Below are 15,516 nucleotides of genomic sequence, written 5' to 3'. Positions count from 1 at the left end.
GATAAATAATACTTATTAACGAACAACATATATACTAATTTTCCCATTACATTATGATACATCTTATCATCATAAACTAAAGGAAACAACGAGCTTTTTTTGTCATGTTTTGACTAAAAAAAGCAGGTGATTTCTCATCACCTGCTTTAATTCCTACTCATTCAATAAATAATGCTTTCCTTTTACTAAATAAAAGACATTTTCAGCAATATTTGTAATATGATCTGCTACACGCTCAATATATCTCGCCACAAATGATAATTGTGTAATTTGCGTAATTGCTTCTGGTTGTTCCGGAACTGAAGATATAAACTCACGAATTGATTTTCCATATATTTCATCAACAGAATCATCCATTTCAGCGATTTGTTTCGCAAAAGTTAAATTTTCTTGTTCATATGCTTCTAACGCTAAATGCAACATTTCATTTGCAATCGCAAACATTTCATCCAGGTTGTGCAAACTAACAGCCACTTCTTTTTCCCCAAGACGAATTGTAGCCTTTGCAATATTAACAGCATGATCTGCAATACGCTCTAAATCTGTCGCTGTTTTAATTGAAATAAAGATCCTTCTTAAGTCACTTGCTACAGGTTGCTGCTTCGTAATAAGCATAAGTGCAAGATCGTTTATTTCCTCTTCTAAATTATCCATGCGGTAATCACCATCAATGACCTCTAACGCTTTCTCTACATCCCTTGTATGCAGACCTTCCATAGCAATCAATAAAGCCGCATTTGCTAATTCTCCAAGCTCGATTACCTTTTGCTGTAACACTTTTAAATCACCTTGAAACTGTTCTCTTACCATTTTTTCTTCCCCCTCAATATTATGTGCCATTATATATAAAGTGAAACTTTAATCAACCCTCATCAATCGGGCTTTTACAGGCGGCCCGCCATCTAACTTCTTTGCTTTTGTTGAATTTTGAAATCCGGTCTTACTGCCCGCAAATAGCGGGATAAATCTCCTACATAGCCTCTTACGCTTGTAATAAAACTTAAAATAAGGGAAGTATTACTTCCCTATTAAAGTGAGATAAAAATAAGAAATGCCCTCTGTTAAGAGGGCATTTTCTCTTAGCTTTGCGACGATATCAGCCAAAGCGACCTGTAATATAATCTTCTGTACGCTTATCTGAAGGAGTCGTAAATAATTTGTTTGTATCTGTATACTCCACAACTTCCCCGCTTAAGAAGAAAGCAGTTTTGTCTGAAATACGCGCTGCTTGTTGCATATTATGCGTTACGATAACAATACTAAAGTCTTTCTTTAACTCTTGAATTAATTCTTCTACTTTTAATGTTGAAATTGGATCTAATGCCGATGTTGGCTCATCCATTAAAATAACGTCTGGCTCAATAGCTAAGCAGCGTGCGATGCATAGACGCTGTTGCTGTCCACCAGATAAACCGTATGCATTATCGTGCAAACGATCTTTTAATTCATCCCAAATCGCTGCTCCACGTAAACTTTTTTCAACAATTTCATCTAATGTCTTTTTGTCACGAATACCATGGATTTTTGGACCGTATGCTACATTCTCATAAATAGATTTTGGAAATGGATTTGGCTTTTGGAACACCATTCCTACATGTGTTCTTAATTCTTCAACTGGATATGATTTATCAAATATATTGCGTTCTCTATATTCAATTACACCTGTAGTTCGAACGATCGGTACTAACTCTACCATGCGATTTAACGTTTTTAAGTACGTTGATTTACCACAGCCACTTGGACCGATAATGGCTGTAACTTCATTCTCATGAATACTTAAATTAATATCTTTTAAAGCATGGTCTTCCCCGTACCATAAATTTAAGTTTTTCGTATCAAATACTACTTTCTTTGGCGCAGTCTCGATTTTCTCTTCGTTTTTCACCTGTACATTTACTACTGTTGCTACCATTTGAATTCCCCTTTCATCCACTTCCAACTTATTTTCGATTTCGTAACCATAAAACAAATATATTGATAAATAGCAACAAACCTAACAAAACAATCATCCCAGCTGCTGCTACATACTGAAATTCTTCTTGTGGCCTACTCATCCAATTAAAAATTTGGATTGGTAAAACTGTAAATCTATCAAACATACTAAATGGAACATAATTCGCAAACGCAAGTGCCCCGATCACTAATAGTGGTGCTGCTTCTCCAATTGCTCTTGATATCGCTAACGTACAGCCCGTTATAATCCCTGGAAAAGCATATGGCAATACAATTTGATACATCGTTTGCCACTTCGTAGCACCTAATCCGTAAGAACCCTCTAATAATACACTTGGTACTGATCGGATTGCTTCTTGACTCGCCACAACAACTGTTGGTAAGACGAGTAAACTCATCGTCAGTGCTGCTGCAACTATACTCTCTCCTAAATGAAGAGCATATACAAAAATAGTTAAACCAAGCAATCCAAATACAACGGATGGTACTCCTGCTAACGTTTGATTATTAATCTCTACTATTTTTTTAAATAGAGATTCCTTCGCATATTGCTCTAAATAAAGAGCTGTTCCAACTCCAAATATAAAAGAAACAGGTATAACAATACTCATAAATAATATTGTCCCTGACAAAGCTGCAGCAATACCAGCTTCTTTCGGATTACGTGAAGCGAAATTTGTAAAGAAATCTATTGAAAGATAACTTATGCCTTTTTCAACAATTTGAAACAGTAACACAGACAAAATTACGATTGAAAATAAAATTGCTATATAAAATAACAATTTGTAAATTCGATCTTTTAAAAAGCGTGATGCCATGTTTTTTTGTATTTTATTATGATTCAACATTCGCATATTATGTCATCCTCCTAAAACGGCGCATAATAGACTGCGAAATGATGTTCATAATAAAAGTAAACATAAATAAAGTTGCACCTACAGCATACATGCTGTAATACGTAACCGTTCCATGCGGAGCATCACCTAAACTTACTTGCACAATATAGGCTGTTAACGTTTGAATAGAATGTGTCGGATCAAGCGATACATTTGGTGTGGATCCTGCTGCAATTACAACGATCATCGTTTCACCAATTGCACGAGAAGCCGCTAATATAATTGCTGCCATAATCCCTGTAAAAGCGGACGGAAACACCACTTGTTTTACCATTTCAAACCGCGTCGCTCCGAGTGCTAATGAAGCTTCTTTCGTCCCTTTCGCCACAGATCTCATCGCGTCTTCAGATAGAGATGCAACTGTAGGCATCATCATAAATCCGATAACGATTCCTGGACTAATCGCATTAAAAAACTGTAAATCTGGTATAATCCTTTGTAAAAGCGGTGTAACAATTGTTAATGCAAAAAAACCGTATACAATTGTCGGGATACCTGCTAATAGCTCTAACATCGGCTTTAATATTTTCCGTGCACTATTTGAAGCATATTCGCTTAAAAATACAGCACACGCTAAACCGATAGGAATTGCCACAAACATAGCAAGCGCTGTTACAAGGAACGTTCCACATATAAGTGGTACTATACCAAATTTAGGATCTTCAAAAAATGGTAACCATTCTTTCTCCGTCAAAAAGGAGTATAGTGATATTTTTTGAAAAAACATGATTGTTTCATTAGAGAGCGTAAAAACAATTCCAAGTGTCGTCACAATAGAAACGCTAGCAATTATTTTTAGTAATAAAGGTACTATTCGATTGATTCGCTGCGTTTTTTTTCTTTGCTTTTTATTTCTTTCAATCAAATGTTGTACAGAAAATGTAATTTGATTTTTGTCATTATGAGCCAAAGATGAAAACCCCTTTCCACCCTGACATTACCTTTTTATTTCTGTTAACATACGCAGCTGTTCATTGTATTTTTCTTTTCGCAATTTTACATAACCGACCTCTTCAGCGAGGTTACCAACATGCTGAATCATAAACTCAACATAGTTTGCTACATTCATTTTATTTCGGATAGATGCATTATTCACATAAGTAAGTAGCGGCCTAGATAACGGCTTATATTTACCTGATTGAATGGTCTCTTTCGTCGGAAATACACCATTTACTTTTATTGCTTTCACCTTATCTCGATTAGCCATATAATAAGCATATCCTACAAAAGCAATGGCATGTTTATCATTCATTACCCCTTGCATAATAACTTGATCGTCTTCAGACAAAGAGACTTTTTTTACAATGCGATGATTTTGTAAGATGACATTTTGAAAATAATCATACGTACCAGAGTCTACGCCTGGTGCATAAAAGTTCACTTGTTCACGTGGCCATGTTGAATGAATTTGTGACCATCGCTTCTCACTTCCATCTTCACTCCACAGTAGACGTAACTCGTCTACTGACATATCGTCTACCCATGTATTGTGCCAATTCACAACAATTGTAAGACCATCGTTAGCCACCTCAAAAGGTGTGAATTGAATAGAATTTTTCTTCATTTCATTTTTCTCGACTTGTTTCATTACTCTCGAAGCATTATTTATATCTACTTCTCCTTTACCGAAACGATTAAATCCTCCCCCAGTTCCAGAAATACTGATGGAAATTTTCACGTCTGGATGCACCTTTGTATATTCCTCCGCTACTGCTTCTATAATAGGAAAAACCGTTGAGGATCCATCAACTCTCACTTCTCCCGTATTATTTAAAGCAAATGCAGTAGACATTTCAAAACAGAGGAACCATATTGATAGTACGAAAATTTTAATCGGTGTACGCATCCATTTCACGTGTTCTTCCTCCTAGAAGTAACCGGAAATAACAGGATTACAGATATAAGAATACTGCTAAACTATTAATTCGGTTTTAATTGTTTGTAAAAGTTTTGTAAAGTTCCACAAAGATCAACATACGATACAATTTTAATCAGTAGTAGCTATTCATTTTCTCTGATGATTTCCCTATAAAACAGTTATCCCCTATCTCATCATATACAAGTATCATTTATACGGCCGCGTGTTTTTCAGTGTTGTATACTTGTCCACATTTATTACACGATATGCATAAACCATAAAAAAAAGCACACTATCTTTTCAGATAGTGTGCTTTTTTACAATTTTTTTATTCATCATCTTGATCTTTATTTTTATTGTCTTTGTCATCTTTTGGAGTTTCACCATTTACTTCTTTGTTTTTCAAATCAAAGTAAGCGTCCATAATTTCACGACCAATATATCCATTAATACCAGTCTTATCATCATGTACCCACGGAACGACAACAGAGAATGCTACTTCTGGATCTTCAAGTGGCGCATAACCTACTAATGTTAGGTTATATGTTTCCACACGTTCACCGTTTGCCTTTCTACCAATCTCTTTATCTCCGCCATACACAGTTTGCGCGGTACCTGTCTTCCCTGCCGCTTTATATTTTGCACCTGTAAAGTATTTTGTAGCTGTACCACCTGAATCATTATACACTTGTCTAAATCCTTCTTGAACACGTTTAATTTGCGATTCTGGCATATCAACACGATTTAATACTTTCGGTTCCATAGATTGAACAACTTTCCCAACTTCATCTGGTTTCACTGCTGGTTGACGAATTTCTTTTACAACTTGTGGTTGCATACGATATCCGCCATTGGCAATCGTCGAAATATATTGCGCTAATTGAAGCGGTGTATACGTATCATACTGTCCAATTGATAAATCTAGTAAGAAACCTGGTTGACTACTTCTACCCATCTGACCAGCAGATTCATTGGGTAAATCAATTCCTGTTTTTACACCCAGTCCAAACTGTCCGAAATAATAACGCATCGTATCAAATGCTTTTTGAGGTATATCTAACGTACCACCTCTCACATATGGAACACCAGCGATATTCATCGCTGTTTTAAACATATAAACGTTAGAAGACATTTTTAAAGCTGTAAGGTCATTAATATATCCCATCGTTTTCCAAGACGACTTCGTAGGTGTACCTTTTAATTTAATTGGTTCATCCAATTGTACTGCCCCTGGTTGAATCGCACCAGTTTGATATCCAGTAAGTACTGTTGCACCTTTTACAGTTGACCCCATCGGATAAGAACTTGTCATGGTACCTAATGCAAAGTCATTTACTTTCGTTTGACCATCTTCATTAACTAATTGTTTCCCAGCCATGGATAAAACTTCACCATTTTTCGGATTCATCATTACAACGAATGCGCGATCTAAAAGAGGTTCGCTTCCTTTAAATCTCATTAAATTATTCGCAAGAATATCTTCTACACGCTTTTGTAATTCCATATCAATTGTTAAGTTCAAGTCATTACCACTTTGCCCTTTTGATACATTAATCGTTTCTAAAATATTACCGTTTTTATCTGTAACATTTCTAACTTCTGCTTTCGTACCGTGCAGGCTATCTTCATACTGTTGTTCAAGATAACTTTTGCCTACTCGATCATTCCGATTATAATCACGGACAAGATAGTAATCTAGTCTTTCTCTCGGTAAGCCTTCATCAGATGTCGACACCCCACCAAGTACACTTCGGAATAAATCATCGTACGTATATTTTCGATCCCAATCAACATTCGTATCTACACCTGGTAATGCTGCTAGGTTTTCACTAATAATCGAATATTCCTTTTCTGTAGCATCCTTTTTAATAACTTGAGGTGTCATTGCATATCCGCCGTCCATCTTACTTTTAATCGCTAATATTTCTAGGTCTTTTGCGGATAATTGATTAATCTCTTCTTCTGTTACACGACTTCGCTGACGCTCGTCTAATTCTTTATCATCAATTTTTTTATCTTTAAACTCTTGACGATCTTTATTCGTAATTTTTTCTTTAGCTTCCTCTTTATGCATAGCAAGCCAATAATCTTTTTTATCGCGATCTGTTAATTTATCTGTCGGTACTTCAATCAAATCTGCTAGCTTTTTCGCTGTTTCTAAGCGATCCTCTGCCGTTGATCCTTTCATTTTTGTAAATGTAATAGTACGAATGGCTGCATTATCTACTACAGGTCGCCCATAACGGTCAAATATTTTCCCACGCGGTACAGGATTACTTATCGTTGAGTTTTCTTTCTTCTCCACTTCATTCTTATATTCTTCACCGCGAACAATTTGTACATATCCGAGCCTTACAATAACCGCGGAGAACATTAAAAACACACAGAAAAACAGCACGTTTAACCGAAAAGGAACGTGGGTCTTTTTCTTATTTTGCTTCTGCTTCTTGCTCATACAAACCCCCTCTACCAACAGCTATGTAATGTGAAAGGGACACCTTCATACAGGTGTCCTCACTGCTGTTTTACATCTTTTTCTATTCTAGCATAAAACAAACGAGAAGTTAACCTTCTGGTTCAGTTTGATTCTGCGTAGTTCCTTGCGTTACAACACTTGTTTTATCTGCATTTTCCCCATCATATTTGACATTTTTAACTGCAAAATAAATAAGAAAATGTCCAGCACCTAAAATACATAATAAGTAAGGTAAACTTTTTTCAGGTGGAAAGAATAGTACAGCACATAAAAAACTTAAAATGGAACAGATTCTTCCGGCATTTAACCATAACTCCCGGACAACGACATATTCCACACGCCATTCTCTCGCATTTTTAGCTCTACCAATTACGTCATATGTCATTGACCCGTATGGAACAAGTAAAATAGGATATGCAACCGCAATACATGCCGCATAAATAAGTAATTTCGTGTATGTAACATTGAAAATAACTAAAAAGACGACAGCATATAAAATAATGCCCCCAAGTAAAATTGCTTTTTTTCGCCACTCTTTCTTTAACATGCGAGCGACCAAGTAATAACATACAAAGGATACAGCAGAGTTCACTAAACTATATTTCCCTAATGCGAACTCACTATTAGTTGCTAAATACACATATACTGAAATGACAAAAATAAACGTTCCTTCTCTCAATCCTTGGACAAAATGAGCTCGTGTAATCTTTCCCCAATTTTTATCAACTCTTCGTTCTTTCAATACTTGCACAATTTCATAACGCCCTTCACATTCTCTTTTAGATAAAAAGAAACTTAAGACGACAGCAATTGCAAATAAAACTAATGAAAGAAAGAATATAACAGTATAACCACTCCATTTCTCCATGCGTGAAATTGTGTATCCTGCTGCTATTGGTCCAATCATCCCAGAGAAAGATGTAAGAAGTCCAAGAAATCCATTAAAGAAATCTCTTGTTTCTGGTTCTGTAATTTCAAATGTCAATAAGTTAAAAGCCAACCAGTAAAAACCGTATCCTACTCCTAAAAGAGCCCCCATTAATAAAATATACTGAGAAGCACTTTTTCCAGCCACTAAAACAACGATAAAAAAAATTGCGAGCGTTCCTACTCCTATTCGTAATAAAATCGAGCGATCGATACGTTTCGCTAATTTCCCCCCTACAAGAAATGTGAGAGGCTGTAATACAACGCTGGCCAAATTATACAAGCCAAGATTCACATAATTTTGTGTTTGCTTCCATAAATAAATATTTACAAACGTATTCGATAAAGAAATTGCGAGCGTGTATAAACCTCCTATAAGGAGCAATAACACTAAATCCCGATTCACTTCAACGTCACCAATTATATGTTTCCACTTCATACACAACTCTCCTTTACTTCATGTTCTAGTCTTCCAAAGACAAGCCCAATTATGTAAAAGGAAAGCATAGAAAAAAGCTAGGGGCTCTCCCCTAGCTTTTTCTATATTTATTACGATTATTTTGCTTCTTGGTAACGTTTTTCAGCAGCGTTCCAATCTACAACGTTCCAAAATGCGCCGATGTAGTCTGGACGACGGTTTTGGTAGTTTAAGTAGTAAGCGTGCTCCCAAACATCTAAACCGATAACTGGAGTTTTACCTTCAGTTAAAGGAGAATCTTGGTTTGGAGTGCTTGTTACTTCTAACTCACCATTGTTTACTACTAACCAAGCCCAACCAGAACCGAAGCGAGTTGCGCCAGCTTTTGCGAATTCTTCTTTGAATGCATCGAAGCTACCGAATTTCGCTTCAATTGCAGTTGCAAGTTCACCTACAGGTTGTCCTCCGCCGTTTGGAGATAAGATTGTCCAGAAGAATGTATGGTTAGCGTGTCCGCCACCATTGTTACGTACTGCTGTACGGATCGCTTCTGGTACTTCGTTTAAGTTTGCAACTAATTCTTCTACGCTTTTGTCAGCTAATTCTGCATGACCTTCTAAAGCAGCGTTTAAGTTTGTAATATACGTGTTGTGATGTTTTGTATGATGGATGTTCATTGTTTCTTTGTCAAAGTGAGGCTCTAAAGCATCATACGCATAAGGTAAATTTGGTAATTCGTGTTTTGCCATTGTTATATTCCTCCCAGTTTATGTATTGCCACTTAGTGACATACAACTTCATTCTACCCTAATTGCCATAGGGTGCAAACAAATAAATCACATTGTCTTGCTATCATTAAAGTAGCAAAATTCCCACTTCTTTTCAATTAAAATGCTCATATATTCCGTAAAAAAAGCTTCCTTCTACAAGGAAGCTTCCTGCTAACATAATAAACATGCGAAATGGATATGGACCCTGTAGGACTCGAACCTACGACCGGACGGTTATGAGCCGTCTGCTCTAACCAGCTGAGCTAAGGGTCCACAATTATGTATGTAACAACATATCAAATAAAGGAATTCCTATCGGATATGCCCTTTAAGAAAGGTAAGATAAATTTACCATATAGAAAAGAAAAGTGTCAATTGTATTTTTCTTATTTAAAAGAAGAAAGTTAATAAAAAGAAATTTAGTTATCTCCACTATATGTAAATATAATATATCTTGAGATTCTCTAGATTCCTACGTTACAATGATTTTATACATACATAAAGGAAGTGAATCTATGTCCATATTTACCCAATTCGTAAAAAGCATATACTCGCCTAAAGATATGGCGCTATTCCGTTTTCAAAAAATCGGTAAAACCATTTTGTATATTATGCTACTTTGCTTAATTACTACTATTCCAAGAACTTTTTTGTACGGTAGTTTTATCCAAGATGGTGTAGGCATGGTAAATCAAGTCATCGATAAAGATTTACCTGACTTTAAGATTGAAAATGGCGAACTAAAAGCCGATATTGATCAACCCATTGAAAAAGAAGAAGGAAATGCACTTTTCGTATTTGATCCAAATTCAACAGACCTAGAAAAATATCAAAATAAAACAGGTTTATTTGTTTTAAAAGATAAAGTAGTCTCTATGGGAAATGGTCAAACACAAACGTATTCTTATAACGATTTGTTAGGTGCATCTCTTGAGAAAAAAGATCTACAAGAATTTATTTCTTTATTCGATAATATTTATCCAATTTTATTATTCGTTATCGGATTCTTAGTGTACCTATTCCAATTATTCATCACTTTTGTAGGCGTGACCTTACTTGCGTTCATCGGTTCTGCTATGAGCGGTCAACGTAAACTATCCTATAAACAAGTTTGGACACTAACTGCATACAGCTACACAATCCCAACCATTTTCTTCATGATTATGGACTTATTCAAAATCGTCGTACCTGGGGCAACATTCATTTATATCGCTGTTGTTTTAATCGTTCTATACTTAACGATTAAAGAGGTACCCCAACCGAAAGAAAAATAAAAAAATGCCTAAATAGGCATTTTTTTTTTGGACAAGCATATATTCCTAGCAAAGGAGTGAAGAATATGAAGAGGTTAGGTATATTCCTATTCGTGCTTGTTCTCGGTTATGTATTTTATTACGATATAAAAATCGGTACTTTACCGATGTTAAGTTCATATAAAAAAACAACCTCTGCCCAAACGATTAAAAAAGAGAACGCAGACAACCAACAAAATAAAGAGAATAAAACAGAAAAAGAAACGGATACATCCTATAAAACAATTGAAGTAAAAACTGGTGAGACAGTTCTTTCTATTACAGAACAAATTAACAAGAAAAAAATTCCTTCCATAGAAAAAGTCATTGACGACTTTAAACTATTAAACAAAAGTACATCTGCTACAAAAATCCAAATTGGAAAGTCTTATAAATTCCCGTTATATCAATAAGCTATCACTTAATCCTTGTCAATTACATAAAGGCGCTGATACAATAGTAAAAGTGAAACCGAGCACTTCGGTTTCTATAGCCCTATATCACGTATACTATCATTGATATGAGGGACTAAATAAGAAACTTCTTTTATAAGGAGAGCGATCTATTCGTGAATGAAATGACTCATCGTACAAAAACACGTCCAGTTAAAGTCGGTAATTTAACAATCGGCGGTAATAATGAATTAATTATACAAAGTATGACAACAACAAAAACACATGATGTTGAAGCAACAGTTGCTGAAATCAAGCGTTTAGAAGAAGCCGGCTGTCAAGTCGTCCGCGTTGCCGTTCCAGATGAACGCGCAGCAGATGCTATTGCTGATATAAAAAAACAAATCAACATTCCACTTGTTGCTGATATTCATTTTGATTATCGCCTTGCTTTAAAAGCAATTGAAGGTGGCATTGATAAAGTACGTATCAATCCAGGTAATATTGGTCGTCGCCATAAAGTAGAAGCTGTTGTAAATGCAGCAAAAGAGCGCGGTATTCCAATCCGTATTGGTGTAAACGCCGGTTCATTAGAGCGTCACATTTTAGAAAAGTACGGGTACCCAACTGCAGATGGTATGGTTGAGAGCGCGCTACATCATATTAAAATTTTAGAGGACTTAGATTTCCACGATATTATCGTATCTATGAAAGCCTCTGATGTTAACTTAGCAATCGAAGCATACGAGAAAGCTGCTCGCGCTTTTGATTACCCATTACATTTAGGTATTACAGAATCTGGAACATTGTTTGCTGGAACTGTAAAAAGTGCCGCTGGTCTTGGAGCAATCTTAAGTAAAGGCATCGGAAATACACTACGTATTTCATTAAGTGCTGATCCAGTTGAAGAAGTAAAAGTTGCTCGTGAATTATTAAAATCATTCGGTCTTGCGTCTAACGCAGCGACACTTATCTCTTGTCCAACTTGTGGTCGTATTGAAATCGATTTAATTAGCATCGCTAACGAAGTGGAAGAATACATCTCTACACTTCAAGTACCAATTAAAGTTGCAGTACTTGGTTGCGCTGTAAATGGCCCTGGTGAAGCTCGTGAAGCTGATATCGGTATTGCTGGTGCACGTGGAGAGGGATTATTATTCCGTAAAGGGCAAGTCGTTCGTAAAGTACCAGAAGAAACAATGGTAGAAGAACTGAAAAAAGAAATCGACGTAATTGCTGCTGAAATGGCTGCTGAACGAGAAAAAGAAAAAGAGACACAAGAACAATAAAAAGAAGGTTGCCACAATATTTGTGAGCAACCTTCTTTTCTACGTAAAAAAGCTCGTCAGTTATATAACCGACGAGCTTTTACTTTGCACATTTTGGACAACGACCATATATTTCAAACTTATGACCCGTTACTTCATAACCAGTAAAATCTTTATTCATAAAATCCATTGGGCAGGAAGTAATCTCTTTCGTCCCCCCACAATCCAAACAAATAAAATGATGATGATGTTCCATAATAGAACAAGTAAAACGAAAATGTTTTTCACCATTTAATTCCGTTTGTTCTAAAACACCAATCTCAGCAAAAACTGTTAAGTTACGATAAATCGTATCAAAACTAAGCCCTGGATAGTCGTCTTTCATATGCTCTAAAACGTCTTTCGCAGTTAAATAACGATTATGTGCTGCAAATAATCTGAGCATCTCTTCTCTTTTTCCAGTATGTTTGTATCCTTTTTCTTTCATTAGGCGTAAAGCTTCCGTTAGATTCATACCTATCCCTACTTTATGCAGTTTTTTTCTTCTTCCATAAAATCGCACCGATTAAAATAAGAACTGCTATCATAACAATTGTACCACCTGGCGCTAAATCAAGTTGATACGAAGCAAACATTCCACCAATAACTGCAATTTCACCAAATAAAATGGAAAAGAAAATTGTTTGTTTAAATCCTTTAGCAATACGAATACTCGCTGCAACTGGCAACGTCATTAATGATGATACGAGAAGAACCCCTACTACACGCATTGATACTGCAATGACAAGAGCAACTAATATAATGAAAATAAAGTGAATCCATTTCGCTCTTAAACCAGTTGATACTGCGTATTCCTCATCAAATGATAGTAGAAACAGCTCTTTATATAATAAAATAATTGTCGCAACAACAACAATTGCTACAATCCCAATAATAATTAAATCCGTACTTGTTACAGCACTAACACTACCAAATAAATAACTAAATAAGTCTGTGTTAAATCCATTTGCAAGTGAAATGAAAATAACTCCAACTCCCATCCCTGCCGAAAGGATAATCGGAATTGCTAATTCTTGATAGTGCTTATATACAGTTCTTAACTTTTCGATTAGTAGCGCTCCACCAATTGAAAAAATCATCCCCATATATAAGGGGTTTAAAAATCCACCTGTAAAAATGGTTTTTTCAAGTAATAAACTTGCTGCAATACCTGATAAAGTCACGTGACTTAATGCATCCGCAATAAGAGATAAACGACGAATAACAACAAACACACCAATTAGCGGTGCAACAAGTCCAATTAAAATACCTGCGTATAAAGAATTACGTAAAAAGTCATATTGTAAAAAATCTTGTATCATTATATCCTCCCGTGATGCTCATGTTCGTGTTCTAAACGATGAACATGATGTCCATATAAGACGGACATTTCTGCATCTTCTAACTCTCGGAACTTCTCTACATTTCCATGGAAATGTAGATGTTGGTTTAGGCATGCAACATGTGTTACTTTTTCGGTAACAGCTCCCATATCATGAGTAACAAGAATTAATGTGATTCCCAACCTTTTGTTTAAATCCTCTAATATTTCGTAAAAACTTTCCACATTTTTTACATCAATTCCAACAGTAGGCTCGTCTAAAATAAGCAATTCAGGATCACTAACGAGCGCACGAGCAATAAATACACGCTGTTGCTGTCCACCAGAAAGCTCTCCAATGTTACGACCTTGAAACTCACTCATCCCTACATCAGCAATTGCTTTTTCTACCTTTTTCTTATCTTCTTTTGTGAAAAAGCGAAAAAGCCCTTTTTTCGAAACAAGTCCCATTGACACAACTTCAGAAACAGTTGCTGGAAAACCAGAATTGAAACTATTTGCCTTTTGGGATACATAACCAACTTTGTTCCATTCCTTAAACTTCTTACTATCAACGCCAAACACGCGAATGCTTCCTTCTTTTGGCTTTAAAACGCCTAATAAACACTTAAGTAAAGTTGATTTACCTGAACCATTCGGTCCCACTAAACCTAAAAAAGCTCCCTTCGGAACTTGCAAATTAATATTTTCTAACACATTCCGATCTTCGTATCGGAATGTTAAACCTTCAATCTCTAATATATTATTCATAGCATCTCACCTATTTTAATTCAGAATGATTCCGATTTATATCTATTTGAATTATAGTACAGCTTATTATAGTTGTAAACCAATCTGCCTAAAATATATCTATTTTTTCAAGAAACCTTACTATTATAACAAAAAGCAGAGAAAAATTCTCTGCTTTCGAAAAATATTCCTATAAATTTTTAGTGAATAGCCGATTTAAACTTACCACCATTTGTCTCTTGCGTGTTCATAATCGTCACAAACGCATTTTCATCAATTTCATGCACAATTGATTTTAACTTCGTCACTTCTAGACGCGTTACAACTGCATAAATAACTTCTTTTTCTTTATCCGTGTAACCACCTTTTGCTACCAGCTTTGTAGTTCCACGGCCAAGACGATGCAAAATCGCGTTTGATACTTCCTCGTATTGATCAGATACAATTAAAACCGCCTTCGTTTCATCTAGCCCTTGAATTACTGTATCGATCGTTTTAAATGCAATATAGTAGGTCATAACAGAATACATCGCTTGTTCCACACCAAACACAAATGCTGCCCATGCAAAAATAAATAAGTTCACAAACATTACGAATTCACCAACAGAGAACGGTAATTTCTTCGTTAATAAAATCCCCATAATTTCAGTTCCATCTAACGACCCACCATGACGAATTACAAGTCCTACACCAAGACCTAAAATAAGCCCACCAAACACTGTCGCTAAAATAGGTTCTGTTGTAAATGGTGGCACCGCATGTAACGTTGACTCAATGAAAGCTAACGCTACAATACCAAATGTCGAAGATAACATAAATGTTTTTCCAATTTGCTTATAACCCGAATACATAAATGGGATATTGAGAACAACGACTAAAGTAGAAAAACTTAACCACCAAATGTTAGGAGTAAGATAATCTAATATAAGAGAAATACCAATAATTCCACCATCAATAATTTTATTTGGCATTAAAAATAGTTCAATCGCTACCGCCGCGCATGCTGCTCCAAAAATAATCATAACTAAACGATAAATGAGATGAATAACACTTTCTTTTCGATGTTGCTTTTGCTCCATAGGTCCTCCCTTTACTCTTTTTCTGTAGTTTTGTCCTTATATTATAACATACGCTTCTTTTCCTCATGAAAAAAGAA

15 protein-coding genes and 1 tRNA gene are annotated in these 15,516 nt (G+C 35.7%); 3 read left to right on the top strand and 13 right to left on the bottom strand.

What is annotated here, in order from left to right; genetic code table 11:
- Nucleotides 1–153: 153 nt before the first annotated feature.
- From phoU to ACLBXA_RS03070, 9 genes are all read right to left on the bottom strand, one after another.
- On the bottom strand, nucleotides 154–810 hold the full coding sequence (gene phoU / locus ACLBXA_RS03110; RefSeq protein ID WP_000251245.1) for a phosphate signaling complex protein PhoU: 657 nt from the start codon (nucleotides 808–810) through the stop codon (nucleotides 154–156).
- Nucleotides 811–1,096: 286 nt separating this feature from the next.
- Nucleotides 1,097–1,912, bottom strand: a complete 816-nt coding sequence (gene pstB / locus ACLBXA_RS03105) for a phosphate ABC transporter ATP-binding protein (protein WP_000226681.1) — start codon at nucleotides 1,910–1,912, stop codon at nucleotides 1,097–1,099.
- Between the two features lie 28 nt (nucleotides 1,913–1,940).
- Nucleotides 1,941–2,807 (bottom strand): phosphate ABC transporter permease PstA, encoded by an 867-nt coding sequence (pstA, locus tag ACLBXA_RS03100; RefSeq protein ID WP_001242568.1) that lies wholly within the window; start codon nucleotides 2,805–2,807, stop codon nucleotides 1,941–1,943.
- A 1-nt stretch (nucleotide 2,808) separates the two neighbouring features.
- Nucleotides 2,809–3,759 carry a phosphate ABC transporter permease subunit PstC gene (gene pstC, locus ACLBXA_RS03095; protein WP_000940890.1) on the bottom strand — a complete coding sequence of 317 codons (951 nt, stop codon included), beginning with the start codon at nucleotides 3,757–3,759 and terminating at the stop codon, nucleotides 2,809–2,811.
- 27 nt (nucleotides 3,760–3,786) lie between these two features.
- On the bottom strand, nucleotides 3,787–4,704 hold the full coding sequence (locus tag ACLBXA_RS03090) for a PstS family phosphate ABC transporter substrate-binding protein (RefSeq protein WP_000871825.1): 918 nt from the start codon (nucleotides 4,702–4,704) through the stop codon (nucleotides 3,787–3,789).
- 331 nt (nucleotides 4,705–5,035) lie between these two features.
- On the bottom strand, nucleotides 5,036–7,162 hold the full coding sequence (locus ACLBXA_RS03085) for a peptidoglycan D,D-transpeptidase FtsI family protein (RefSeq protein ID WP_000038981.1): 2,127 nt from the start codon (nucleotides 7,160–7,162) through the stop codon (nucleotides 5,036–5,038).
- Nucleotides 7,163–7,271: 109 nt separating this feature from the next.
- Nucleotides 7,272–8,549, bottom strand: a complete 1,278-nt coding sequence (locus tag ACLBXA_RS03080; RefSeq protein WP_000871390.1) for an MFS transporter — start codon at nucleotides 8,547–8,549, stop codon at nucleotides 7,272–7,274.
- 116 nt (nucleotides 8,550–8,665) lie between these two features.
- Complete coding sequence (gene sodA / locus ACLBXA_RS03075) at nucleotides 8,666–9,277, bottom strand: superoxide dismutase [Mn] (protein ID WP_001052031.1); 612 nt, start codon at nucleotides 9,275–9,277, stop codon at nucleotides 8,666–8,668.
- A gap of 220 nt (nucleotides 9,278–9,497) precedes the next feature.
- A tRNA-Ile gene (locus ACLBXA_RS03070) sits at nucleotides 9,498–9,571 on the bottom strand.
- Between the two features lie 242 nt (nucleotides 9,572–9,813).
- Here ACLBXA_RS03070 and yqgB point away from each other — a divergent pair.
- The 3 genes from yqgB to ispG all read left to right on the top strand — a co-directional run bounded on the left by yqgB (nucleotide 9,814) and on the right by ispG (nucleotide 12,271).
- Nucleotides 9,814–10,572, top strand: a complete 759-nt coding sequence (yqgB, locus tag ACLBXA_RS03065) for a protein YqgB (RefSeq protein WP_000021895.1) — start codon at nucleotides 9,814–9,816, stop codon at nucleotides 10,570–10,572.
- Nucleotides 10,573–10,637: 65 nt separating this feature from the next.
- Nucleotides 10,638–11,003 carry a protein YqfZ gene (gene yqfZ, locus ACLBXA_RS03060; protein WP_098832680.1) on the top strand — a complete coding sequence of 122 codons (366 nt, stop codon included), beginning with the start codon at nucleotides 10,638–10,640 and terminating at the stop codon, nucleotides 11,001–11,003.
- Between the two features lie 164 nt (nucleotides 11,004–11,167).
- Nucleotides 11,168–12,271, top strand: coding sequence for a flavodoxin-dependent (E)-4-hydroxy-3-methylbut-2-enyl-diphosphate synthase (ispG, locus tag ACLBXA_RS03055; RefSeq protein ID WP_153578351.1), 1,104 nt, complete (start codon nucleotides 11,168–11,170; stop codon nucleotides 12,269–12,271).
- A gap of 79 nt (nucleotides 12,272–12,350) precedes the next feature.
- Here ispG and ACLBXA_RS03050 read toward each other — a convergent pair whose 3' ends face one another.
- The 4 genes from ACLBXA_RS03050 to ACLBXA_RS03035 all read right to left on the bottom strand — a co-directional run bounded on the left by ACLBXA_RS03050 (nucleotide 12,351) and on the right by ACLBXA_RS03035 (nucleotide 15,439).
- Nucleotides 12,351–12,764 (bottom strand): Fur family transcriptional regulator, encoded by a 414-nt coding sequence (locus ACLBXA_RS03050; RefSeq protein WP_001054516.1) that lies wholly within the window; start codon nucleotides 12,762–12,764, stop codon nucleotides 12,351–12,353.
- Between the two features lie 13 nt (nucleotides 12,765–12,777).
- Complete coding sequence (locus ACLBXA_RS03045) at nucleotides 12,778–13,611, bottom strand: metal ABC transporter permease (RefSeq protein ID WP_000613815.1); 834 nt, start codon at nucleotides 13,609–13,611, stop codon at nucleotides 12,778–12,780.
- Nucleotides 13,611–14,381: a metal ABC transporter ATP-binding protein gene (locus tag ACLBXA_RS03040; RefSeq protein WP_001059662.1), complete on the bottom strand. Its 771-nt coding sequence runs from the start codon at nucleotides 14,379–14,381 to the stop codon at nucleotides 13,611–13,613. The genes ACLBXA_RS03045 and ACLBXA_RS03040 overlap by 1 nt, the downstream gene beginning before the upstream one ends.
- Before the next feature lie 179 nt (nucleotides 14,382–14,560).
- On the bottom strand, nucleotides 14,561–15,439 hold the full coding sequence (locus ACLBXA_RS03035; RefSeq protein WP_000435962.1) for a YitT family protein: 879 nt from the start codon (nucleotides 15,437–15,439) through the stop codon (nucleotides 14,561–14,563).
- Nucleotides 15,440–15,516: the final 77 nt, after the last annotated feature.

Source organism: Bacillus sp. D48C (genome assembly GCF_053345735.1).
Note: the sequence above shows the minus strand (reverse complement) of the source record. Positions and strands in the feature narration are given on the sequence as shown.

Bases quoted from the DNA above. Each gene is read 5' to 3' on its own strand.
- phoU (WP_000251245.1), bottom strand. From the start codon at position 810: ATGGTAAGAGAACAGTTTCAAGGTGATTTAAAAGTGTTACAGCAAAAG.
- pstB (WP_000226681.1), bottom strand. From the start codon at position 1,912: ATGGTAGCAACAGTAGTAAATGTACAGGTGAAAAACGAAGAGAAAATC.
- pstA (WP_001242568.1), bottom strand. From the start codon at position 2,807: ATGCGAATGTTGAATCATAATAAAATACAAAAAAACATGGCATCACGC.
- ACLBXA_RS03085 (WP_000038981.1), bottom strand. From the start codon at position 7,162: ATGAGCAAGAAGCAGAAGCAAAATAAGAAAAAGACCCACGTTCCTTTT.
- ACLBXA_RS03080 (WP_000871390.1), bottom strand. From the start codon at position 8,549: ATGAAGTGGAAACATATAATTGGTGACGTTGAAGTGAATCGGGATTTA.
- sodA (WP_001052031.1), bottom strand. From the start codon at position 9,277: ATGGCAAAACACGAATTACCAAATTTACCTTATGCGTATGATGCTTTA.
- yqgB (WP_000021895.1), top strand. From the start codon at position 9,814: ATGTCCATATTTACCCAATTCGTAAAAAGCATATACTCGCCTAAAGAT.
- yqfZ (WP_098832680.1), top strand. From the start codon at position 10,638: ATGAAGAGGTTAGGTATATTCCTATTCGTGCTTGTTCTCGGTTATGTA.
- ispG (WP_153578351.1), top strand. From the start codon at position 11,168: ATGACTCATCGTACAAAAACACGTCCAGTTAAAGTCGGTAATTTAACA.
- ACLBXA_RS03050 (WP_001054516.1), bottom strand. From the start codon at position 12,764: ATGAATCTAACGGAAGCTTTACGCCTAATGAAAGAAAAAGGATACAAA.
- ACLBXA_RS03045 (WP_000613815.1), bottom strand. From the start codon at position 13,611: ATGATACAAGATTTTTTACAATATGACTTTTTACGTAATTCTTTATAC.
- ACLBXA_RS03040 (WP_001059662.1), bottom strand. From the start codon at position 14,381: ATGAATAATATATTAGAGATTGAAGGTTTAACATTCCGATACGAAGAT.
- ACLBXA_RS03035 (WP_000435962.1), bottom strand. From the start codon at position 15,439: ATGGAGCAAAAGCAACATCGAAAAGAAAGTGTTATTCATCTCATTTAT.